Below are 23,197 nucleotides of genomic sequence, written 5' to 3' on the forward strand. Positions count from 1 at the left end.
GACGAACATCCTCCGTAATTCGAAAGCGCGTGCTATATCGTCGAGAGCGGCGTCGGGCATGCTGGAGAGCTGGGGATTGTTATGCATCCCGGAATCCGACCGGCGTTGTCAGTGGCTCCCCCTAGGCTCGAAGAAGCACGGGGCCTCGGCCCCTGTCACTTCTCTGAAGAAAGGTGCGGACCGGCGTGGCCGACCGTCTCATCGTCCGTGGCGCGCGCGAGCACAACCTGAAGAATGTCTCGCTCGACCTGCCGCGTGACGCGCTCATCGTCTTCACGGGCCTGTCCGGGTCGGGCAAGTCCTCCCTGGCCTTCGACACCATCTTCGCCGAGGGCCAGCGCCGCTACGTGGAGTCGCTCTCCTCGTACGCCCGCCAGTTCCTCGGGCAGATGGACAAGCCCGACGTCGACTTCATCGAGGGCCTCTCGCCCGCGGTCTCCATCGACCAGAAGTCGACCTCGCGCAACCCGCGCTCCACGGTCGGCACCATCACCGAGGTCTACGACTACCTCCGACTGCTCTTCGCGCGCATCGGCAAGCCGCACTGCCCCGAGTGCGGCCGGCCCATCTCGCGCCAGTCGCCGCAGGCCATCGTGGACAAGGTGCTGGAGCTGCCCGAGGGCAGCCGCTTCCAGGTCCTCTCCCCGCTCGTGCGCGAGCGCAAGGGCGAGTTCGTCGACCTCTTCGCCGACCTCCAGACCAAGGGCTACTCCCGCGCGCGGGTCGACGGCCAGACCATCCAGTTGTCCGAGCCGCCGACCCTGAAGAAGCAGGAGAAGCACACCATCGAGGTGGTCGTCGACCGCCTCACGGTGAAGGACTCCGCCAAGCGCCGCCTCACCGACTCCGTGGAGACCGCCCTCGGCCTCTCCGGCGGCATGGTCGTGCTCGACTTCGTCGACCTCCCCGAGGACGACCCCGAGCGCGAGCGCATGTTCTCGGAGCACCTGTACTGCACGTACGACGACCTCTCCTTCGAGGAGCTGGAGCCGCGTTCCTTCTCCTTCAACTCGCCCTTCGGCGCCTGCCCCGAGTGCACCGGCATCGGCACGCGCATGGAGGTCGACGCGGAGCTGATCGTCCCGGACGAGGACAAGTCGCTCGACGAGGGCGCCATCCACCCCTGGTCCCACGGCCACACCAAGGACTACTTCGGCCGGCTGATCAACGCCCTGGCGGAGGCGCTCGGCTTCCGCACCGACATCCCCTTCGCCGGGCTGCCCCAGCGGGCGAAGAAGGCCCTGCTGTACGGCCACAAGACCCAGATCGAGGTCCGCTACCGCAACCGGTACGGCCGGGAGCGGGTGTACACCACCCCGTTCGAGGGCGCGGTGCCCTTCGTCAAGCGGCGGCACAGCGAGGCCGAGAGCGACGCCAGCCGGGAGCGCTTCGAGGGCTACATGCGCGAGGTGCCCTGCCCCTCCTGCGAGGGCACCCGGCTGAAGCCGATCGTCCTCGCGGTCTCCGTCATGGGGAAGTCGATCGCCGAGGTCTCCGCGATGTCGATCAGCGACTGCGCGGACTTCCTGGGCGAGCTGAAGCTGAACGCCCGCGACAAGAAGATCGCCGAGCGCGTGCTGAAGGAGGTCAACGAGCGGCTGCGCTTCCTGGTCGACGTCGGCCTGGACTACCTCTCCCTCAACCGCGCGGCCGGCACCCTGTCCGGCGGCGAGGCCCAGCGCATCCGCCTGGCCACCCAGATCGGCTCCGGCCTGGTCGGCGTGCTCTACGTGCTGGACGAGCCGTCCATCGGGCTGCACCAGCGGGACAACCACCGGCTGATCGAGACCCTGGTCCGGCTGCGCGACATGGGCAACACCCTCATCGTGGTCGAGCACGACGAGGACACCATCAAGGTCGCCGACTGGATCGTGGACATCGGTCCGGGCGCCGGTGAGCACGGCGGCAAGGTCGTCCACAGCGGGCACCTCAAGGAGCTGCTCGCCAACCCCGAGTCGCAGACCGGCCAGTACCTCTCCGGCCGCAAGTCGATCCCGCTGCCGGACGTGCGCCGGCCGCTCGACCCGTCCCGGCAGCTCGTCGTGCGTGGCGCGCGGGAGAACAACCTCCAGGACATCGACGTGTCCTTCCCGCTGGGCGTGTTCACAGCGGTCACCGGCGTGTCCGGCTCGGGCAAGTCGACCCTGGTCAACGACATCCTGTACACCCACCTGGCCCGCGAGCTGAACGGCGCGCGGAACGTCCCCGGCCGCCACACGCGCGTGGACGGCGACGACCTGGTGGACAAGGTCGTGCACGTCGACCAGTCGCCCATCGGTCGCACCCCGCGCTCCAACCCGGCGACGTACACCGGTGTCTTCGACCACGTCCGCAGGCTGTTCGCCGAGACCACCGAGGCGAAGGTGCGGGGCTACCAGCCCGGCCGCTTCTCCTTCAACGTCAAGGGCGGCCGCTGCGAGAACTGCTCGGGCGACGGCACGATCAAGATCGAGATGAACTTCCTCCCGGACGTGTACGTCCCGTGCGAGGTCTGCCACGGCGCCCGGTACAACCGGGAGACCCTGGAGGTCCACTACAAGGGCAAGTCCATCGCCGACGTGCTGAACATGCCGATCGAGGAGGCGACCGACTTCTTCGAGGCGGTGCCCGCCATCTCCCGGCACCTGCGCACCCTGAAGGACGTCGGCCTCGGCTACGTCCGGCTCGGCCAGTCCGCGACCACCCTGTCCGGTGGTGAGGCGCAGCGCGTCAAGCTCGCCAGCGAGCTCCAGAAGCGCTCCACCGGCCGCACGGTCTACGTCCTGGACGAGCCGACCACCGGTCTGCACTTCGAGGACATCAGCAAGCTGCTGAAGGTCCTCTCCGGCCTGGTGGACAAGGGCAACACGGTCGTCGTCATCGAGCACAACCTCGATGTCGTGAAGACCGCGGACTGGGTCATCGACATGGGCCCGGAGGGCGGTGCGGGCGGCGGTCTCGTGGTCGCCGAGGGCACGCCCGAGGAGGTCGCGGCGGTTCCGGCCAGCCACACCGGCAAGTTCCTGCGCGAGGTCCTCGGCGCCGACCGGGTCAGCGATGCGGGCCCGGTGAAGGCCCCGCCGGCGCGGAAGACGGCCAAGTCGGCCGCCACCAGGGCGACGGCGAAGAAGACGGCGGCGAAGGCGGTGCCCGCCAAGGTCAACAACACCGCTACCGCCAAGGCCGGCACTGTTAAGAAGACGGCTGCCAAGAAGGCGACGCGGGCCCGCGAAGCCTGACGGCGGACCTTCGTACGAGCGGCGCCTCGCGGGACTCACCCCGCGAGGCGCCGCTCGCCGTTTCAGCCGGTCACAGTCGGCCCAGCTCGGCCGCGTACGGCGGCTCCGCGCCCGCCCGGGAGCAGGTGATCGCCGCCGCCCGCGCGGCGAAGCCGAGCAGCCGCCGCCAGGTGTCCGGGCCCAGTCCGGCGAGCGCCCGCGCGGAGAGCGCGTCCAGGGTGGACAGGCCGTGCAGGAGGGCCGCGTTCACGGTGTCCCCGGCGCCGATGGTGTCCACGACGTCGACCTTCTCGCCGGGCACCCGGTGCTCCGAACCGTCGGCGGTGAAGACGGTGAGGCCGTCACCGCCCCGGGTGACGACCACGGCCGACGGGCCCGCGGCCAGCCACTCGCGCGGGGTGCCCCCCAGCCAGCGGGCGTCCTCCTCGGACAGCTTCAGCAGTGTCACCGAGGGCAACCAGCCCCGGAAGCGCTCGCGGTAGGCGTCCGCGTCCGGGATCAGGCCCGCCCGGATGTTGGGGTCGAGCGCGGTGAACAGGCCCTGCCCCGCGGCCGACCGCATCAGCTCCTCGTAGGCGCTCGCCCCCGGCTCCAGGGCGAGCGAGCAGGTGCCGAAGGACACCGCGCGGGTGCCCTCGGGCAGGGCGGCCGGGGTGGTGAAGAGGCGGTCGGCGGTGCCCTCCACGTAGAAGGAGTAGGCCGCGGAGCCGCCGGAGTCGATGGTGGCCACCGCGAGCGTGGTCGGCTCGGGGCCGCGCTGCACCGCGGACACGTCCACCCCGGCCCGCCGCAGCCCGTCGAGCAGGGCCTCGCCGAAGGCGTCGTGTGAGGCGCGGGAGGCGAAGGCGGTCGGCGAGCCCAGCCGGCCGAGGGCCACGGCGGTGTTGAACGGGCCGCCGCCGAGCGCCGGTTGGAGGCCGGCCAGGGCGCCACGGCCCTGCGGTACCAGGTCGATCAGTGCCTCACCGGCGACGACGATCACGGAGTGGTTCCCTTCTCGGACTGCGAGGTCGATTCCATGCTGTTCCCGGTGTCCGCCGGCCGGGGCGCCGGGCAGCCGCAGGAGGCGCGGTGGACGAAGGCGCACGGCAGCCGTACTGTCCTCGCCTCCCGGTCCGGCGCCGCCAGCCGGTCCAGCAGCACCCGGACGGCCCTAGCGCCCATCTCCCGGCTGGGCTGGGCGATCGCGGTGAGCCGGGGTGCGAACAGGTCGGCCCAGGCGAAGTCGTCGAAGCAGCACAGGGCGATGTCACCGGGCACGCTCAGGCCACGTTCCCGCAGAGCGCGCAGGGCGCCGATCGTCATCGCGTTGTTGGCGGTGACCAGCGCCGTGGGCGCACCGGGCAGGGCGAGCAGCGCGGCGGTGGCCCGCTCGGCACCCGTGGACTCGGAACTGCCGGACACCACGAGTTCCTCGTCGGCGTCGAGCCCCGCCGCCGCGAGCCCCTGCCGGTACCCCGCGATCCGCTCATCCGTGGTGCTGAGTCCCGGCAGCCCGGCGACCAGGCCGATCCGCCGGTGTCCCCGCGCGGCGAGGTGGGTGACCAGATCGGCCATGGGGCCGGAGTTCTCGGCGCAGACCTGGTCGAACGGCCCCTGTCCGACGAGGCCGCCCTCAGGGCCGGCCGGCCCGAGCACCCGGTCCAGCAGCACCGTCGGCACGGCCTGGCGCCGGAGGTACGCCACGAGGTCGCCCGGCTCGGCGGAGGGCGCCACGATCATGCCGTCCACCCTGCGCCCGTGCAGCAGTTGGACCACTTTCAGCTCGTGCTCAGGGTCGTCGTGCGGGTCCGCGATGAGCAGGCTGTAGCCCGCCTCCAACGCGGCCGCCTCCACGCCCTGGAGGATCTCGGTGAAGTACGGGTTGCTGATCGCCGACACCGCGAGCCCGATCGAGCGGGTCCGCGAGGTCACCAGGGAGCGGGCGAGGGAGTTTGGCGTGTAGCCGAGGGTCTCGACGGCGTCCAGCACGGCCTGCCGGGTGTGGGGGAGTACCGGGCGTGTGCCGTTGAGCACGTGGGAGACGGTCGCCACGGAGACACCAGCGCTCCGGGCCACGTCGGCCATGGTGGACATCGCGCTTCCCCTCCCACGTGGTCCCGGCCGCCGGCCGGGGCGCGGCGGGCGGGTGCGGGCCCCGGCGACCGCCGTTGGTCCCACGGGCGGGAAGGTATCCCATCGGCCACCGGTGCGTAAACGCTTGCGCAAGCGCTTGCGAAGGCTCCCTCGTCCGAAGGTGCCCGCCCGCGCGGGTGTCCCATCCGCCCGCCCCCGCCCCGAAACCGCCCCCCGCGCCCGGATAGGGTCGCTCTGCACATCCCCTGACCTGTGGAGAGACCGATGGCCGCCCGATCGTCCGCGACCCGCCGTACCGTCCTCCGGGGAGCCGCCGTGGCGCCGGTCGCCGGACTCGGGCTGGCCGCCTGCGCCGCCCCGCAGGACCAGTCCGCGTCGGCGGTCACCTCCTCCGTCGACCTCGGGGCCGAGGGCGAGGTGGCCAAGGGCGCCGCGAAGCTCTACCGCGATCACAACGTGGTGGTCAGCCGGGACGGCGAAGGTGGCCTGAAGGCGTACAGCCTGGTCTGCACGCACGCCGGGTGCGTGATCAACAAGCTGAGGGGCACGACCCTGGTCTGCCCCTGCCACGGCAGCGAGTTCGACGCCGTCACCGGCAAGGTGGTCCAGGCGCCGGCGACCGAGCCGCTGAGCGAGCTGCCGGTGAAGGTGGCGGACGGCCGGATCGTCGCCGGCCCGGCCGCCTGACACCGCCGCTCACCCCCGCTCGGAGCGGGTGGGGATCACTCCCACTCCCAGGCGATCCCCACTGTCCCCGGCCGGACCCGTGGCTCCACCACGTGGACGCTGCGGTGCGGCTCGCCGACCGCCAGCTCCTGCCGTCCCGCGCGCGGTGCGGCGGGGGAGAACTGGGTGAAGCGGTGGCAGCGGGCCGGGAGCGCGGACGCGTCGAACCGCACCTGGAGCGCGTACTGGCCGCCCGGTGAGCCGAAGCGGTGGACGTATTCGTGTGAGGCGCCGGCGGTGCCGTCGGTGATGCCGTACCGGAAGAGGAAGGTGTCGCCGGAGCGCAGCCGGGTGCCGAAGAGCAGCTCGGCCACCAGGACACCGGTCTCCCGGTCCAGCCGGACGCGACCGGTGCGGCAGTTCTCCAGCGCGTGCACGGCCATGTCGTCCGGGCGGCAGCCGGGGTCGCCGTGGTGGACGGCGACGAAACGGTCCACGCCGTCGCGGTGGGCGCGCACGATGTGCTCGGACTCGCGGCTCGCCAGTTCGCGCCGCCCCCCGATCCGGACGCGTTCGTGGTGGCCGAGGGTGTGCATGCCGCCGTCCGGCGTCCAGTCCAGCTCCGCCCGGAGCCGGTCCAGCGTGTCGGACGCCTCGATCAGGGAGCGGTAGGAGCGGGGTGCCGGGCGGTCGCCGTCGGCCGTTTCCGGTGCCTCGGCGAGCAGCCTGATCAGGGACTCCTCGGGCAGCCGGAGAATCTCCTCCAGCGCGCGCACGGCCCGCAGCGACTCCGGGCGCTGGGGGCGGCGGGCGCCCTGCTGCCAGTAGCTGAGGCTGGTCACGCCGACCTTCACCCCGTGGCGCGACAGATGGTGCTGCACGCGCTGGAGCGGCAGCCCGCGGGCGGCTATCGCGGCGCGCAGCGCCACATGGAACGGGCCGCCCCGCAGGGCCGTCTCCAGCTCGGCGGAGGCGAGGTCCGGGTGCTCTGTGACATGCGGCATGCACAGAAGCCTTTCTGTGAGGTGTCACCACGGCTGGTCAGACCGCGGTGCGGGGTCGTGTGCCACCCCGTGGGCCCCCGGGGGCGCGCTCGCGGGCGGGCACGCCGTTCGCGTGCGCCGAGTGCGCGGCCCCGAGTCCCCCGCATTGAAGCGTGTTGACCAGACCCCGACAACACCCTGGGTCACGTCATGGCCTGGATCGTGACGCCCCGGCGCGCCCGCCGGGGCGGTTGTCCACAGGCCGGTCCGGCACCTCCGTCACCGTTGTCCACAGGCCCGGCGCGGTGTCCGCGCTCGCCAGTAGGGTGTGAGTCATGGCCGACCCCTCCAGCTACCGCCCCAGGCCGGGCGAGATCCCCGACTCTCCGGGGGTGTACAGGTTCCGGGACGAGCACCGCCGGGTGATCTACGTCGGAAAGGCGAAGAGCCTGCGCCAGCGCCTGGCGAACTACTTCCAGGACCTGGCGAACCTGCACCCCCGCACCCGCTCCATGGTCACCACCGCCGCGTCCGTGGAGTGGACCGTGGTGTCCACGGAGGTCGAGGCACTGCAGCTGGAGTACTCCTGGATCAAGGAGTACGACCCCCGGTTCAACGTCAAGTACCGCGACGACAAGAGCTACCCGTACCTCGCCGTCACGATGAACGAGGAGTTCCCGCGCGTCCAGGTGATGCGCGGTCACAAGAAGAAGGGCGTCAGGTACTTCGGCCCGTACGCCCACGCGTGGGCGATCCGGGACACCGTCGACCTGCTGCTGCGCGTCTTCCCGGTGCGCACCTGCTCGGCCGGTGTCTTCAAGAACGCCGAGCGCACCGGCCGCCCCTGCCTGCTCGGGTACATCGGCAAGTGCTCCGCACCCTGCGTCGGCCGGATCTCGCAGGAGGACCACTACGAGCTGGCCGAGGAGTTCTGCGACTTCATGGCGGGCCGCACCGGCACCTACCTCCGCCGCCTGGAGAAGCAGATGGCCGAGGCGTCCGACGAGATGGAGTACGAGCGGGCCGCCCGCCTGCGCGACGACGTCGGCGCCCTGAAGAAGGCCATGGAGAAGAACGCGGTCGTGCTCGCCGACGCGACCGACGCCGACCTCATCGCCGTCGCCGAGGACGAGCTGGAGGCCGCCGTCCAGATCTTCCACGTGCGCGGCGGCCGGGTGCGCGGCCAGCGCGGCTGGGTCACCGACAAGGTCGAGGAGATCACCACCGGCGCCCTCGTCGAGCACGCCCTCCAACAGCTCTACGGCGAGGAGACCGGGGACTCCGTGCCCAAGGAGGTGCTGGTCCCGGCGCTGCCCGACCCGGTGGAACCGGTCCAGGAGTGGCTGACCGTCCGGCGCGGGGCCAACGTCTCGCTGCGCATCCCGCAGCGCGGCGACAAGAAGGCGCTGATGGAGACCGTCCAGCGCAACGCCCAGCAGGCCCTCGTGCTGCACAAGACCAAGCGCGCCTCCGACCTCACCACCCGCTCGCGCGCGCTGGAGGAGATCGCCGACGCCCTCGACCTCGACAGCGCCCCGCTGCGGATCGAGTGCTACGACATCTCCCACCTCCAGGGCGACGACGTGGTGGCCTCCATGGTCGTCTTCGAGGACGGCCTCCAGCGCAAGAACGAGTACCGCCGCTTCCAGATCAAGGGCTTCGCCGGCCAGGACGACGTCCGCTCCATGCACGAGGTGATCACCCGCCGTTTCCGCCGTTACCTGGCGGAGAAGGAGAAGTCCGGCGAGTGGGCGGGCACCGAGGACACCCCGGCGAACGGCACGCCCGCCGGTGCCGCTCTGACGGGCGAGGACGACGGCATCATCGGCCCCAAGGACGACGACGGCCGCCCCAGGAAGTTCGCCTACCCGCCCCAGCTCGTCGTGGTCGACGGCGGCCGCCCGCAGGTCGCCGCCGCCCGGCGCGCGCTGGACGAGCTGGGCATCGACGACATCGCCGTGTGCGGCCTCGCCAAGCGCCTGGAGGAAGTCTGGGTGCCCGGCGAGGAGGACCCCGTGGTGCTGCCCCGCAGCAGCGAGGGCCTCTACCTCCTCCAGCGGGTGCGCGACGAGGCCCACCGCTTCGCCATCACCTACCAGCGCGCCAAACGCGCCAAGCGGCTGCGCAGCGGCCCGCTGGACGAGGTGCCCGGCCTCGGGGAGACCCGCAAGCAGGCCCTCATCAAACACTTCGGCTCGGTCAAGCGGCTGCGCGCCGCCACCATCGAGCAGATCCAGGAAGTACCCGGCATAGGCCGGAAGACGGCCGAGACCATCGCGGTGGCACTCGCCCGTTCGGCCCCGGCCGCACCCGCCGTGAACACGGCGACCGGAGAGATCATTGACGAAGAGGAACCCGACACGACGGGCGGTTCCTCCGGAGAGTCCGTGAGCGCGGGCCTCCCGGACGACCGACGGGGGCAGGAGACATGACCGAGCACGAGGCACGGCCCACGGCCGAGCGGGACCGCGCACACGCGGCGACGGACGACAGCCCGCCAGGGGCGGCGGAACAGGACAACGGAGCACAGGTGAGCCAGGACGTCACGCCGGCAGCGGCCAACGATGCGCCCATCCCCGAGCTGGTGATCATCTCCGGCATGTCCGGAGCAGGCCGCTCGACGGCCGCGAAGTGCCTGGAGGACCTCGGCTGGTTCGTCGTCGACAACCTGCCGCCCGCCCTGATCCCCACCATGGTGGAGCTGGGCGCCCGCTCGCAGGGGAACGTGGCGCGGATCGCGGTCGTCGTGGACGTGCGCGGCCGTCGCTTCTTCGACAACCTCCGCGAGTCCCTCGCCGACCTGGACAGCCGGGGCGTCACCCGGCGCATCGTCTTCCTGGAGTCCTCGGAGGACGCCCTGGTGCGCCGCTTCGAGTCGGTGCGCCGCCCGCACCCCCTCCAGGGCGACGGCCGCATCGTGGACGGCATCGCCGCCGAGCGGGAGCTGCTGCGCGAGCTGCGCGGGGACGCCGACCTGGTCATCGACACCTCCAGCCTCAACGTGCACGAGCTGCGCGCCAAGATGGACGCCCAGTTCGCGGGCGAGGAGGAGCCCGAGCTGCGGGCCACGGTGATGTCCTTCGGCTTCAAGTACGGCCTCCCGGTCGACGCCGACCTGGTCGCGGACATGCGGTTCCTGCCCAACCCGCACTGGGTCCCCGAGCTGCGCCCCTTCACCGGGGTCAACGAGGAGGTCGCCTCCTACGTCTTCAACCAGCCCGGCGCCAAGGAGTTCCTCGACCGGTACGCCGAGCTGCTCCGGCTGATCGCGGCCGGCTACCGCCGCGAGGGCAAGCGGTACGTGACCATCGCCATCGGCTGTACCGGCGGCAAGCACCGCTCGGTCGCCATGTCGGAGAAGCTCGCGGCGCGCCTCGCGGCGGAGGGCGTGGAGACGGTGGTCGTGCACCGGGACATGGGACGCGAATGACCGACCGTGCACGGCGGCTGCGCGGCCTGCGCCGCGTGGTCCCCGAGGGGCGCCTCGGCCGCGCGGCCGCCGAGGCCCGCGCCTCCCGCCCCGTCGAGGTGCGGGGCGCGCGGCCCCGCAGACGCGGCGCCCAGCCCAAGGTGGTCGCGCTCGGCGGCGGCATGGGCCTGTCAGCCTCGCTCGCCGCGCTGCGCCGGATCACCGGTGACCTCACCGCCGTGGTCACCGTCGCCGACGACGGCGGCTCCAGCGGACGCCTCCGTGACGAGCTGGGCGTGCTGCCGCCCGGCGACCTCCGCAAGGCGCTGGCCGCGCTGTGCGGGGACGACGACTGGGGCCAGACCTGGGCCCGGGTCATCCAGCACCGCTTCCAGTCCCAGGGCGACCTGCACGACCACGCTGTCGGCAATGTGCTCATCGTCGCCCTGTGGGAGCAGCTCGGCGACCATGTGATGGCGCTGGACCTGGTCGGCAGGCTGCTCGGTGCGCACGGCCGGGTACTGCCGATGTCGGCCGTGCCGCTGGAGCTCCAGGCCCTGGTCAAGGGCCACGACCCGGACCGGCCGGACGACGTGGACACCGTGCGGGGACAGGCGACGGTCGCGCTGACGCCGGGTGAGGTGCAGTCGGTGCACCTGGTGCCCTCCGACCCGCCCGCCGTGCCGGAAGCGGTCGAAGCGGTGCTCGACGCGGACTGGGTGGTGCTCGGGCCGGGCTCCTGGTTCTCCTCCGTCATCCCGCACCTCCTCGTGCCCGAACTGCTGGACGCGCTCACCCAGACCAAGGCGCGCCGGGTCCTCCCGCTGAACCTCGCCCCGCAACCCGGCGAAACAGAGGGCTTCTCACCGCAGCGTCATTTGGAGGTTTTGGGGCGACACGCCCCTAAACTCGCCCTGGACGTGGTGCTGGCCGACGAGGCGGCCGTGCCCGACCGCGATTCGCTCACCGAGGCCGCCAAGCGGCTGGGAGCCGCGGTCGAGCTGGCGCCGGTGGCCCGGACCGACGGAACTCCCCGGCACGATCCGGAGCTGCTGGCCGCCGCGTACGACCGTATTTTTCGGATGCATGGAAGGATCGGCCCATGGCGATGACGGCAGCGGTGAAGGATGAGATCTCCCGGCTCCCCGTCACCCGGACCTGCTGCAGAAAGGCGGAGGTCTCCGCCATTCTGCGGTTCGCCGGCGGCCTCCACCTGGTGAGCGGGCGCATTGTGATCGAGGCGGAGCTGGACACCGCGATGGCGGCCCGGCGCCTCAAGCGGGACATCCTGGAGATCTTCGGCCACAGCTCCGAGCTGATCGTGATGGCGCCCGGTGGCCTGCGGCGCGGCTCGCGCTATGTGGTGCGGGTCGTGGCGGGCGGCGACCAGTTGGCCCGGCAGACGGGCCTGGTGGACGGCCGGGGCCGCCCGATCCGGGGCCTGCCCCCGCAGGTCGTCTCCGGTGCCACCTGTGACGCCGAGGCCGCCTGGCGCGGCGCCTTCCTGGCCCACGGTTCGCTCACCGAGCCCGGCCGGTCCTCCTCGCTGGAGGTCACCTGCCCCGGCCCCGAGGCCGCGCTCGCGCTGGTCGGCGCCGCCCGCCGGCTGTCGATCGCCGCGAAGGCCCGCGAGGTGCGGGGCGTGGACCGGGTCGTGGTCCGGGACGGCGACGCCATCGGCGCCCTGCTCACCCGGCTCGGTGCGCACGAGTCGGTGCTGGCCTGGGAGGAGCGCCGGATGCGGCGCGAGGTCCGCGCGACCGCCAACCGGCTCGCCAACTTCGACGACGCCAACCTGCGCCGTTCGGCGCGGGCCGCCGTCGCCGCCGGGGCGCGGGTGCAGCGGGCGCTGGAGATCCTGGGCGAGGAGGTGCCCGAGCACCTCGCCGCCGCGGGCCGGCTGCGCATGGAGCACAAGCAGGCGTCCCTGGAGGAGCTGGGCGCGCTGGCCGACCCGCCGCTGACCAAGGACGCGGTGGCCGGCCGTATCCGCCGGCTGCTGGCGATGGCCGACAAGCGCGCCTCCGACCTCGGTATCCCGAGCACCGAGGCCAACCTCTCCGAGGAGCTGGCGGACAACCTCGCGGGCTGAGCGACGGCCCACGGAAAACGCCGCACAGACGCCGGTGCCGCCGCCCGTTCGGGTGGCCGGCACCGGCGTTTCGCGTGTCCTTGGGGCGCTCTTGACTCGATCATGCAGTGACATGAGCCTGGCAACCTGTTCGCCGCTGTGGCGGACCACCGCGAGGGGGGTTCATGAGACACCGAGTGAGACCCGCAGCCAGACCCGCAGCCAGGGCGGTCCTCGCCGTCGGGGCGCTGCTGGCCGGAGCGGCCTGCCTCACGCCCGTCGCCCAGGCGCGGGAGAGCGCGCCCGCCGACAGCGGCAACGAGGTCAAGGTCTTCCGGGCCGAGGTGACCCGCGCCCAGGTGCCCCTGCTGCTCAGGGCCGGGCAGGACGCCCATGAGCTGGGGGAGCGGGTGGCAGCGCGCGGCCGGACCGCCGTCGAGGTCTACCTCACCGACCGGCAGGCCCGCGGCCTGAAGGAGCAGGGCGTCCGCCTCACCGAGCACTCCCTGCCGAGCGGCGCGGACAAGCGCGTGGCGGCCGCCGCCCAGGGCGTGTTCCGCCCGTACAGCGGCAGCGGCGGCCTCAAGGAGGAGATCCTGCGGACCGCGCGGGAGAACCCCGGCCTCGCCAAGGTCGAGTCCATCGGCCGCACCGTGCGCGGCCAGGACATCCTCGCGCTCAAGGTCACCCGGAACGCCCGGACGTCGAAGGACGGCTCGCGGCCCGCAGTGCTCTACATGTCCAACCAGCACGCGCGGGAGTGGATCACGCCGGAGATGACCCGGCGCCTGATGCACCACTATCTGGACAACTACCGGTCGGACAGACGGATCAGGAAGCTCGTGGACACCACCGAGCTGTGGTTCGTGCTGTCCGCCAACCCCGATGGCTACGACTACACCTTCAAGGACTCCGGCACCCGGCTGTGGCGGAAGAACCTGCGCGACATCAACGGCGACGGCGTCATCGGCACCGGTGACGGCGTCGACCTCAACCGCAACTTCGGCTACAAGTGGGGCTACGACGACGAGGGTTCGTCCCCCAGCCCCGCCAGCGAGACCTACCGCGGACCGAGCGCGAACTCCGAGCCGGAGACCAGGGCGCTGGACGCGCTGGAGAAACGCGTCCGGTTCGCGTACGGCATCAACTACCACTCCGCCGCCGAGCTGCTCCTCTACGGCGTCGGCTGGCAGGTGGCCACCGACACCCCCGACGACGTCCTCTACAAGGCGCTGGCGGGCACCCCCGACAACCCCGCGATCCCCGGCTACCGTTCCCAGGTCTCCTCGGAGCTGTACACCACCAACGGCGAGGCGGACGGGCAGGCCGCGAACGTCAACGGCATGGCGATGTTCACCCCCGAGATGTCCACCTGCGCGACCGCCTCCGAGTCCGACCCGGACGACGCCTGGAACCCCGACGACTGCCGCTCGGTCTTCACCTTCCCGGACGACGAGACGCTGATCCGGCGGGAGTTCGAGAAGAACGTGCCGTTCGCGCTCTCCGTCGCGGAGACCGCCGCCCACCCCGACCGGCCCGTCTCCACCGTCGGCCTGAGCGCCCCCGACTTCACTCCGGCCACCTTCACCACCTCCTACGCGCGGGGCAGGGGCCAGCAGGTCTCCGTCGTCGCCCGCAAGGCGGTCCGGAACAAGCGGCTCGTGTACCGCGTCAACGGCGGCCGGACCCATGAGCGCGCCCTGCGCCCGTGGAAGGGCGGCGAGACCTACGGCGGCGACGACAACCTCCACTTCGACCAGTACCGTGCCGAGGTGCCCGGCGGCAGAACCGGCGATCGGGTCGAGGTCTGGTTCACGGGAGCGGGCCGGAAGGCGGCGAGCCGTCACTTCACCTACACCGTCGCCGACCGCGGCACCGCCGACACCCTCGTCGTCGCCGAAGAGGGCGCGACCGCGACCCGGACCCGCACCTACACCGACGCCCTGAAGGCGGCCGGTCGCAGGCCCCTGGTGTGGGACACCGCCCGCCGCGGCGCCCCCGACGCCCTCGGCGTCCTCGGTCACTTCCGCACCGTCGTCCACTACTCCGGCACCGACGGCCCAGGCAACGCCACCCAGCTCCAGTTGCGCGCCTACCTCAACGAGGGCGGCAGACTGATCGAGGCCGGCGAGCAGGCCGGCGGCGAGGTGGACCTCGGCGGCGGCAGCCTCTCCGACGACTTCAGCCAGTACTACCTGGGCGCCTACAGCCGGACCTCCACCAAGGGCGCCACCGGCATCACCGGCACGGGCGCGCTGAACGGCGTCTTTGCCGCGCTCGGCGACGCCCCGGGCAACCCGCTCGACGCGGCCGGCGCCTACGGGGTGACGTCGGACGAGCTGCCCGCCGCCACGTACCCCCAGTTCCGCAGCGCGGGCGCGGGGCGGTTCACGGGTGCCGTCAGCCCGTACGGGCCGTACGCGGGCTCGTACATGGCCGCCGCCGTGCACACCGACGACGCCTACAAGCGCCTCACCCGCACCATCGACCTCACCGGTGTCGGCGCCGCCGACCGGCCCGCGTTCGGCACCCGGCTGCTGTGGGACACCGAGCGGGGTTACGACCACGCGGTGGTGGAGGTCCACACCGTCGGCGCCGACGACTGGACGACGCTGCCGGAGGCGGGCGGTGCCACCACCGACGCGGTGCCCGCCGAGTGCGGGGCGGGGTTCCTGGTCGAGGAGCACCCCTGGCTCCGGCACTACCTGACGCTCACGGGCAACGCCTGCACCGCGACCGGCAGCACCGGCCGGTGGCACAGCCTCACCGGCCGGTCGTCGGGCTGGCAGCGGGTGGACTTCGACCTGAGCGCCTACGCGGGCAAGCGGGTCGAGCTGTCCGTCTCCTACATCACCGACCCCGGCACCGGCGGCCACGGCGTGCTCGCCGACGACGCCTCGCTCGTCGTCGGCGGCAACGCGAAGGAGTCGGAAGGGTTCGAGACCTCCCTCGGTCCCTGGCGGGCCTCCGGACCCCCGGCGGGGAGCCCGGCGGTGCTGAAGGACTGGACCCGCACCGGCGCCCTCTTCCAGACCTACGGAGCGGTCACCACGGACGACACCGTGCTGCTCGGATTCGGCCTCGAACAGGTCCCGTCGACGGCCGAGCGGACCGCTCTCGTCCGCAAGGCGCTCGCCGCACTCGACAGGTGAGCGAGACCCCCTCTCAACGGTGCGCGGAAGGCCCCCGCATCAGGTGAGCCAACCCGCTCACGAACGAGTGAAAAACGCGTCGACGGTGCCCGTCATTCCCTGACAAAGAGGAGTGAATACACCGCCGTTCCGAGGTGTTCCGTACCCTACTGACGGGTACGGAACGCCTGCCCTTTTATGCGCCATCTCGATGTCACCCCAGGGGCCGCGGAGGGGTAGGGTCGTGGGTGGTCGGGGACATCCCAAATACAGCTCGCCGGCACCGCATAGCCGGCGTACCAACGAGGAGATCGGTTCGTGACGATCCGCGTAGGCATCAACGGCTTCGGCCGCATCGGGCGTAACTACTTCCGCGCTCTGCTGGAGCAGGGTGCGGACATCGAGGTTGTGGCTGTCAACGACCTGGGTGACACCGCGACCACGGCGCACCTGCTCAAGTACGACACCATCCTGGGCCGCCTCAAGGCCGAGGTGACGCACACCGAAGACACGATCACGGTCGACGGTCACACCATCAAGGTGCTCTCCGAGCGCAACCCCGCCGACATCCCGTGGGGCGAGCTGGGCGTCGACATCGTCATCGAGTCGACCGGCATCTTCACCAAGCGCGACGACGCCGCCAAGCACCTGGCCGGCGGCGCCAAGAAGGTCCTCATCTCGGCTCCGGCCAAGGGTGAGGACATCACCATCGTCATGGGCGTCAACCAGGACAAGTACGACCCGGCGAAGGACCACGTCATCTCCAACGCCTCGTGCACCACCAACTGTGTGGCGCCGATGGCGAAGGTGCTGGACGAGAACTTCGGCATCGTCAGCGGCATGATGACCACGGTGCACGCGTACACCAACGACCAGCGCATCCTGGACTTCCCGCACAAGGACCTGCGCCGCGCGCGCGCCGCCGCCGAGAACATCATCCCGACCACCACGGGTGCCGCCAAGGCGACCGCGCTGGTCCTGCCGCAGCTCAAGGGCAAGCTCGACGGCATCGCGATGCGCGTCCCGGTCCCGACCGGCTCGGCCACCGACCTGGTCGTGGAGCTCCAGCGCGAGGTCACCAAGGACGAGGTCAACGCCGCGTTCAAGAAGGCGTCCGAGGACGGTTCGCTCAAGGGCTTCCTGTCCTACACCGAGGACGAGATCGTGTCCTCCGACATCGTCGGCGACCCGGCCTCCTGCACCTTCGACTCGTCCCTGACCATGGTCCAGGACGGCAACACGGTGAAGATCCTCGGCTGGTACGACAACGAGTGGGGCTACTCCAACCGCCTCGTGGACCTGACGGTCTTCGTCGGCGAGCAGCTCTGATCCGACACCGCAGGACCTTGAAGTGAGAGCAGGGCCCGGGCAGCGCACGGCCGCGCTGTCCGGGCCCTGTCTCACGCACGGACCACGCCCTCTTACGATCAGGGGCATCACGAGCCCTCTCCAGGAGTCCACTCAATGAAGACGATCGACGAACTTCTCGCCGACGGCGTGAGCGGCAAGCGGGTCTTCGTCCGCGCCGACCTCAACGTGCCGCTGGCCGACGGGACCATCACCGATGACGGCCGCATCCGTGCCGTCGTGCCCACCATCAAGGCCCTCGCCGACGCGGGCGCCGAGGTGGTCGTCGCCTCCCACCTGGGCCGTCCCAAGGGCGCCCCGGACCCGGCCTTCTCGCTGCTGCCCGTCGCCGAGCGTCTCGCCGAACTCCTCGGCACGCCGGTCGCCTTCGCCGAGGACACCGTCGGCCCCGCCGCCCACGCGGCCGTCGACGGCCTGGAGCCCGGCCAGGTCGCGGTCATCGAGAACCTGCGCTTCAACCCCGGCGAGACCTCCAAGGACGACACCGAGCGCGGCGAGTTCGCCGACCGGTTGGCCGCCCTCGCGGACGTGTACGTGGGCGACGGCTTCGGCGCCGTGCACCGCAAGCACGCCTCCGTCTACGACCTCCCGGCCCGGTTGCCGCACTACGCCGGCTACCTGATCGCGCGCGAGGTCGGCGTCCTGAAGAAGCTCACCGCTGACGTCAAGCGCCCCTACGTCGTCGTCCTCGGCGGCGCCAAGGTCTCCGACAAGCTCGCCGTCATCGACCAACTGCTCGGCAAGGCCGACCGCCTGCTCATCGGCGGCGGTATGGCCTACACCTTCCTCAAGGCGCAGGGCCACGAGGTCGGCATCTCCCTCCTCCAGGAGGACCAGATCCCGGCCGTCAAGGAGTACATGGAGCGCGCCGAGAAGAACGGCGTCGAGCTGGTCCTGCCCGTCGACGTCCTGGTCTCCCCGGAGTTCCCGGACCTGAAGACCAAGGCCCCCTCGCAGCACACCGTGGTCGACGCGGACAAGATCCCCGCCGACCAGGAGGGCCTGGACATCGGCCCGAAGACCCGCGAGCTGTACGCCTCTAAGCTCGGCGACGCCGAGACCGTGTTCTGGAACGGTCCGATGGGCGTCTTCGAGCACCCCGACTACGCCGAGGGCACCAAGGCGGTCGCCCAGGCGCTCGTCGACTCCGACGGCTTCACCGTCGTCGGCGGCGGCGACTCCGCCGCCGCGGTGCGTACGCTCGGTTTCGACGAGAACGCATTCGGCCACATCTCGACCGGCGGCGGCGCCTCCCTCGAGTACCTCGAGGGCAAGACGCTCCCCGGCCTCGCCGCACTGGAGGACTGACCCCGCATGACCAACCGCACGCCGATCATGGCGGGCAACTGGAAGATGAACCTCAACCACCTCGAGGCCATCGCGCACGTCCAGAAGCTCGCCTTCGCCCTGGCCGACAAGGACTACGAGGCCGTCGAGGTCGCCGTCCTGCCGCCGTTCACCGACCTGCGCTCCGTGCAGACCCTGGTCGACGGCGACAAGCTCAAGATCAAGTACGGTGCCCAGGACATCTCCCGGCACGACTCCGGTGCCTACACCGGCGAGATCTCCGGCCCGATGCTGGCCAAGCTGAAGTGCTCCTACGTGCTCGCCGGCCACTCCGAGCGCCGCCAGTACCACCATGAGACCGACGACGTGGTCAACGCCAAGGTCAAGGCGGCCTTCAGGAACGGCCTCACGCCGATCCTGTGCGTCGGCGAGGAGCTGGACGTCCGCGAGGCGGGGAACCACGTCGACCACACCCTCGCCCAGGTCGAGGGCGGCCTGAAGGACGTCCCGGCCGAGCAGGCCGAGAACGTCGTGATCGCCTACGAGCCCGTGTGGGCCATCGGCACCGGCAAGGTCTGCGGCTCCGACGACGCGCAGGAGGTCTGCGGCGCGATCCGGGGCAAGCTCGCCGAGCTGTACTCCCAGGACATCGCCGACAAGGTCCGCATCCAGTACGGCGGCTCCGTGAAGTCCGGCAACATCGCCGAGATCATGGCCAAGCCGGACGTCGACGGTGCCCTGGTGGGCGGCGCGTCGCTGGACGCCGACGAGTTCGTCAAGATCGTGCGGTTCCGCGATCAGTGATGTGGGCCGCGAGTAGGCGGTAGCGGCGATACGTCGTACTCTTGCGGGGGCATGGCCATGGTGTCGTGCCCCCGTCGTCCATCCGAATCCGTCCGTCCGAATCCGAGGAAGTTGGTCCAGCCGTGGTTTTGGGGTTCTCGATCGCCCTGATCGTCTTCAGCCTGCTGCTGATGCTGCTGGTGCTGATGCACAAGGGGAAGGGCGGCGGCCTCTCCGACATGTTCGGTGGTGGCATGCAGTCCTCCGTGGGCGGCTCCTCGGTCGCCGAGCGCAACCTCGACCGCATCACGGTCGTGATCGCCGTGCTCTGGTTCGCCTCGATCATCGTGCTCGGCCTGCTCATGAAGTCGAGCGGCTGACCGGACCGCCGAGGCGGGGGCCGCGCGTACAGCCGCGATGCCCCGCACGTCCCACAAGTGCATAGATTCCACACGTAAGGCCCCATGTTCGGTACGCGCCCACGAGCGCGGCCTATCATGGGGCTTGCGTCTGGGCGGAGGCGGTACCTCCCATCACTGGACGCGCGTTGGGCCTTACGTAGACTGAGGCGCTCGCGGCGAAGCGATAGGCCGACCTGCTTCGCGGCACCATCACGCAGGGAGTTACGACCGTGGCAAGTGGCAACGCGATCCGGGGCAGCCGGGTCGGTGCGGGGCCGATGGGCGAGGCCGAGCGCGGCGAGTCCGCACCGCGTCTGCGCATCTCCTTCTGGTGCTCCAACGGGCACGAGACCCAGCCGAGCTTCGCCAGCGACGCGCAGGTCCCCGACACCTGGGACTGCCCGCGCTGCGGCTTCCCGGCCGGTCAGGACCGGGACAACCCGCCGGACCCGCCGCGCACCGAGCCCTACAAGACGCACCTCGCCTATGTGCGCGAGCGGCGCAGCGACGCGGACGGCGAGGCGATCCTCGCCGAGGCGCTCGCCAAACTGCGGGGCGAGATCTAGGAGTTGACACCGGCCGGGACCCGAAGGTGCCCGGCCGGAGCTGTCCCGTCCCCCGGCCGGACCCCGTTGTCAGTGGTGCCCCCTACTGTGAGTGAGGCAACTGCGACTCGGGGAGACGGCCATGACGACGGCTCAGATGGTGGAGACGGCAACGCCCGCGTGGCGTGGGGGATTCGGGCGGCTGTGGAGTGCCGCCGTGCTCTCCCGCTTCGGCGACGCGTTACGCACGGCCGCGCTGCCCCTGCTCGCCGTGCGGCTGACCGACGACCCGCTCGCCGTCGCCGCCGTGACCGCCTGCGGGTATGTGCCCTGGCTGCTGTTCGGCCTGCTGGGCGGCGCCGTGGCCGACCGCGTGGACCAACGGCGCGCGATGTGGGCCGTGGACGTGGCGCGCGGGCTGCTCGTCGCCGCGTTCGCCCTCGCGGTGGCCCTCGGACACGCCTCGATCCCGCTGCTCATCGCGCTCGCCTTCTCCCTCACCGCCCTCCAGACCCTGTTCGACAACGCCGCGACCGCCCTGCTGCCCTCCGTGGTCCGGCCGGAGTCCCTGGGCAGCGCCAACGCCCGCCTGATGACCGGTCAGCAGCTCGCCGGCGGCCTGCTCGGCGGACCCCTGGTGCCGCTGCTGCTGACAGCCGGGGCGTTCCTGCCCTACGCGACCGACGCCGTCACCTACCTCCTGGGCGCCGCCCTCGTGGCCTCCCTGCGCCTCGGCACGCCGGCCCGCGCACCGCGCCCGCCCGGCGCCACGCTGCGCGCCGACATGGGGGAGGGGCTGCGAGCCCTCTGGCGGGACCGCGCGCTCCGCGTGACCTGCGGGGCCACCCTGTTGTGCAACATCGGCATGGGCGCCCTGATCGCCACCCTCGTCCTGCACGTCACCGGCTGGCTGCACGCGGGGAACGCCGGATACGCGGCCGCCATGACCGCCTACTCGGCCGGCAGCATCGCCGGCGGCTTCCTGGCCCAGCGCCTGGCGGCCCGCCTCGGCCGGGTACGGGCCCTGCTGCTGGGCGGCACCGTGCAGACCGGGGCGCTGCTCCTGCTGGGCTCCGTCCGGGAGTTGGCCGCGCTGGTCGCCGGGATGCTGCTGCTCGGCGCGATGGGCATGGTGTGGAACGTCAATCAGGTGACGCTGATGCAGCAACGCGCCCCCGCCGCGATGACCGGCCGCATCTCGGCCGCCTTCCGCACCGCCTCCACCGCCGGAGCCCCCCTCGGCGCCCTGCTCGGCGGAACCGCCGCAGGCTCTCTCGGCCTCAACGCCCCAGCCCTCCTCGCGGCCGCCCTCTTCGCGGCGGCGGTGCTCGCGCTGATACCGGCGCGCTCGGCGGACGTACCGAAGGACGGGAAGCGGGGCGGTGTCACCACCGGCCCGGCCCCCGCGTGATCAATTAGGTTGGTCCCGCAGGGGGCACACGGGGCAGGACAGGCGACAGGCGCAGAAAGGAAGGCGGAAGCCGGAGATGAACGCAGAAGGCCGTACAGCACTGAACCGGATGCCCGAGTGGGCCGCTCTCGAGGAGCACCGCGCGGGGTTCGGCGGGACGAGCCTGCGGGAGCTGTTCGACGCCGATCCGGAGCGCGGGCGGACGTACACGGTCCAGGTCGGGGACCTCTACATCGACTACAGCAAGCAGCTCGTGGACGCCAAGGCGCTGCGGCTGCTGCGCGAACTGGCCGTCGCCACCGATGTGTTCGGGCTGCGGGACGCGATGTTCCGGGGTGACCGGATCAACACGACCGAGGACCGTGCGGTGCTGCACACCGCGCTGCGCGCTCCCCGGGACGCGGTGATCGAGGTCGACGGGGAGAACGTGGTCCCGGCCGTGCACGCGGTGCTGGACAAGATGGCCGGGTTCGCCGACCGGGTCCGCTCGGGTGAGTGGACGGGTCACACCGGCAAGCGGATCAGGAACATCGTCAACATCGGTATCGGTGGTTCCGACCTGGGTCCGGCGATGGCGTTCGAGGCGCTGCGTGCTTTCACCGACCGTGATCTCACGGTGCGGTTCGTGTCGAACGTGGACGGCGCGGACCTGCACGAGGCCGTGCCGGATCTGGACCCGGCGGAGACGCTGTTCATCGTGGCGTCGAAGACGTTCACCACGATCGAGACGATCACCAACGCGACGTCGGCCCGCACCTGGCTGCTGGACGCGCTCGGTGACGACAAGGCCGTGGCCAAGCACTTCGTGGCCCTGTCGACGAACGCGGAGAAGGTCACCGGGTTCGGCATCGACGCGGACAACATGTTCGAGTTCTGGGACTGGGTCGGGGGCCGTTACTCCTTGGACTCCGCGATCGGCCTGTCGCTGATGATCGCGATCGGTCCGGACCGGTTCCGGGAGCTGCTGGACGGTTTCCACACCGTGGACGAGCACTTCCGTACCGCTCCGGCGGAGGAGAACGCGCCGCTGCTGCTGGGTCTGCTGGGGATCTGGTACGGGAACTTCTTCGACGCGCAGTCGCACGCGGTGCTGCCGTACAGCCACTACCTGTCGAAGTTCACCGCCTACCTCCAGCAGTTGGACATGGAGTCCAACGGCAAGTCCGTACAGCGCGACGGCACTCCGGTGGAGTGGCAGACCGGGCCGGTGGTGTGGGGCACGCCCGGTACCAACGGGCAGCACGCGTACTACCAGTTGATCCACCAGGGCACGAAGCTGATCCCGGCGGACTTCATCGGGTTCGCGCGTCCCGTGGACGAGCTGAGTGATGAACTCAAGGCCCAGCACGACCTGTTGATGGCCAACTTCTTCGCCCAGACCCAGGCCCTCGCCTTCGGCAAGACCGCCTCGGAGGTCCGGGAGGAGGGGGTCCCGGAGGAGCTGGTCCCGCACAAGACCTTCCAGGGGAACCGGCCGACGACCACCATCCTGGCGCCCGAGCTGACCCCGTCCGTGCTGGGGCAGCTCATCGCCCTCTACGAGCACAAGGTGTTCGTGCAGGGCGCGGTCTGGAACATCGACTCCTTCGACCAGTGGGGCGTCGAGCTGGGCAAGGTCCTCGCCAAGCGCATCGAACCCGCCCTCACCGAAGGCGCCAACGTGCCCGGCCTCGACCCGTCGACGCGGGCGCTGGTCGCCGAGTACCGCAAGATGGGCGGCTGACCGACCTGGGGAGCGGGCGCGGCCGGCTCAGGCCGCCGCGCCCGCCGCTCGTAAGATTCCGGCGCCCCCGGTCAAGCGGAAGCCACCCGACCGCGCAAGAGTTCCGCCGTACTTTCACAACAGAT

17 protein-coding genes are annotated in these 23,197 nt (G+C 71.3%); 14 read left to right on the forward strand and 3 right to left on the reverse strand.

Translation table 11 applies throughout. The features are described 5' to 3' along the window. Positions 1 to 185 precede the first annotated feature (185 nt). Positions 186 to 3,218, forward strand: coding sequence for an excinuclease ABC subunit UvrA (uvrA, locus tag OG448_RS23195; protein ID WP_405556550.1), 3,033 nt, complete (start codon positions 186 to 188; stop codon positions 3,216 to 3,218). Positions 3,219 to 3,288: 70 nt separating this feature from the next. Here the strand turns inward: uvrA and OG448_RS23200 are convergent, their stop codons facing one another. Together OG448_RS23200 and OG448_RS23205 are read right to left on the reverse strand one after the other, a co-directional pair. Then, positions 3,289 to 4,200: a carbohydrate kinase gene (locus OG448_RS23200; RefSeq protein ID WP_405556552.1), complete on the reverse strand. Its 912-nt coding sequence runs from the start codon at positions 4,198 to 4,200 to the stop codon at positions 3,289 to 3,291. Further along, complete coding sequence (locus OG448_RS23205) at positions 4,197 to 5,294, reverse strand: LacI family DNA-binding transcriptional regulator (protein WP_405556554.1); 1,098 nt, start codon at positions 5,292 to 5,294, stop codon at positions 4,197 to 4,199. Before OG448_RS23205 ends, OG448_RS23200 begins: the two co-directional genes overlap by 4 nt. 264 nt (positions 5,295 to 5,558) lie before the next feature. Between OG448_RS23205 and OG448_RS23210 the strand changes: the two genes are divergently transcribed. Next, positions 5,559 to 5,981, forward strand: a complete 423-nt coding sequence (locus tag OG448_RS23210) for a Rieske (2Fe-2S) protein (RefSeq protein ID WP_405556556.1) — start codon at positions 5,559 to 5,561, stop codon at positions 5,979 to 5,981. A gap of 35 nt (positions 5,982 to 6,016) precedes the next feature. Here the strand turns inward: OG448_RS23210 and OG448_RS23215 are convergent, their stop codons facing one another. Then, positions 6,017 to 6,964: a hypothetical protein gene (locus OG448_RS23215; protein WP_405556557.1), complete on the reverse strand. Its 948-nt coding sequence runs from the start codon at positions 6,962 to 6,964 to the stop codon at positions 6,017 to 6,019. A 314-nt stretch (positions 6,965 to 7,278) separates the two neighbouring features. On the opposite strand from OG448_RS23215, the gene uvrC reads away from it, so the two are divergent. The 12 genes from uvrC (at position 7,279) to pgi (ending at position 23,072) form a co-directional block, all read left to right on the forward strand. Next, a complete protein-coding gene (uvrC, locus tag OG448_RS23220) occupies positions 7,279 to 9,375 on the forward strand; it encodes an excinuclease ABC subunit UvrC (protein WP_405556559.1) in 2,097 nt (698 codons plus the stop codon). Further along, positions 9,372 to 10,373: an RNase adapter RapZ gene (gene rapZ, locus OG448_RS23225; protein ID WP_031182822.1), complete on the forward strand. Its 1,002-nt coding sequence runs from the start codon at positions 9,372 to 9,374 to the stop codon at positions 10,371 to 10,373. The genes uvrC and rapZ overlap by 4 nt, the downstream gene beginning before the upstream one ends. Then, positions 10,370 to 11,464 (forward strand): uridine diphosphate-N-acetylglucosamine-binding protein YvcK, encoded by a 1,095-nt coding sequence (gene yvcK, locus OG448_RS23230; protein ID WP_391291303.1) that lies wholly within the window; start codon positions 10,370 to 10,372, stop codon positions 11,462 to 11,464. Before rapZ ends, yvcK begins: the two co-directional genes overlap by 4 nt. Next, on the forward strand, positions 11,455 to 12,444 hold the full coding sequence (gene whiA, locus OG448_RS23235) for a DNA-binding protein WhiA (protein WP_030809753.1): 990 nt from the start codon (positions 11,455 to 11,457) through the stop codon (positions 12,442 to 12,444). Before yvcK ends, whiA begins: the two co-directional genes overlap by 10 nt. 164 nt (positions 12,445 to 12,608) lie before the next feature. After that, positions 12,609 to 15,575 carry a M14 family zinc carboxypeptidase gene (locus OG448_RS23240; RefSeq protein WP_405556562.1) on the forward strand — a complete coding sequence of 989 codons (2,967 nt, stop codon included), beginning with the start codon at positions 12,609 to 12,611 and terminating at the stop codon, positions 15,573 to 15,575. Between the two features lie 297 nt (positions 15,576 to 15,872). Further along, positions 15,873 to 16,883: a type I glyceraldehyde-3-phosphate dehydrogenase gene (gap, locus tag OG448_RS23245; protein WP_405556563.1), complete on the forward strand. Its 1,011-nt coding sequence runs from the start codon at positions 15,873 to 15,875 to the stop codon at positions 16,881 to 16,883. Between the two features lie 135 nt (positions 16,884 to 17,018). Beyond that, the gene (locus OG448_RS23250; RefSeq protein ID WP_405556565.1) at positions 17,019 to 18,230 is read left to right on the forward strand and encodes a phosphoglycerate kinase; all 1,212 of its coding nucleotides are present in this window, start codon (positions 17,019 to 17,021) and stop codon (positions 18,228 to 18,230) included. A 6-nt stretch (positions 18,231 to 18,236) separates the two neighbouring features. Further along, a complete protein-coding gene (gene tpiA / locus OG448_RS23255) occupies positions 18,237 to 19,013 on the forward strand; it encodes a triose-phosphate isomerase (protein WP_405556567.1) in 777 nt (258 codons plus the stop codon). 122 nt (positions 19,014 to 19,135) lie between these two features. Next, complete coding sequence (gene secG, locus OG448_RS23260) at positions 19,136 to 19,372, forward strand: preprotein translocase subunit SecG (RefSeq protein ID WP_030809737.1); 237 nt, start codon at positions 19,136 to 19,138, stop codon at positions 19,370 to 19,372. A 251-nt stretch (positions 19,373 to 19,623) separates the two neighbouring features. Then, complete coding sequence (locus tag OG448_RS23265) at positions 19,624 to 19,959, forward strand: RNA polymerase-binding protein RbpA (RefSeq protein ID WP_003957010.1); 336 nt, start codon at positions 19,624 to 19,626, stop codon at positions 19,957 to 19,959. A 121-nt stretch (positions 19,960 to 20,080) separates the two neighbouring features. After that, positions 20,081 to 21,349 (forward strand): MFS transporter, encoded by a 1,269-nt coding sequence (locus OG448_RS23270; protein ID WP_405556568.1) that lies wholly within the window; start codon positions 20,081 to 20,083, stop codon positions 21,347 to 21,349. Between the two features lie 76 nt (positions 21,350 to 21,425). Then, positions 21,426 to 23,072, forward strand: a complete 1,647-nt coding sequence (gene pgi, locus OG448_RS23275) for a glucose-6-phosphate isomerase (RefSeq protein ID WP_405556569.1) — start codon at positions 21,426 to 21,428, stop codon at positions 23,070 to 23,072. The last annotated feature ends 125 nt before the right edge of the window (positions 23,073 to 23,197 follow it).

Origin of the sequence: Streptomyces sp. NBC_01171 (assembly GCF_045039805.1) — a bacterium.
Taxonomy (GTDB): Bacteria; Actinomycetota; Actinomycetes; order Streptomycetales; family Streptomycetaceae; genus Streptomyces.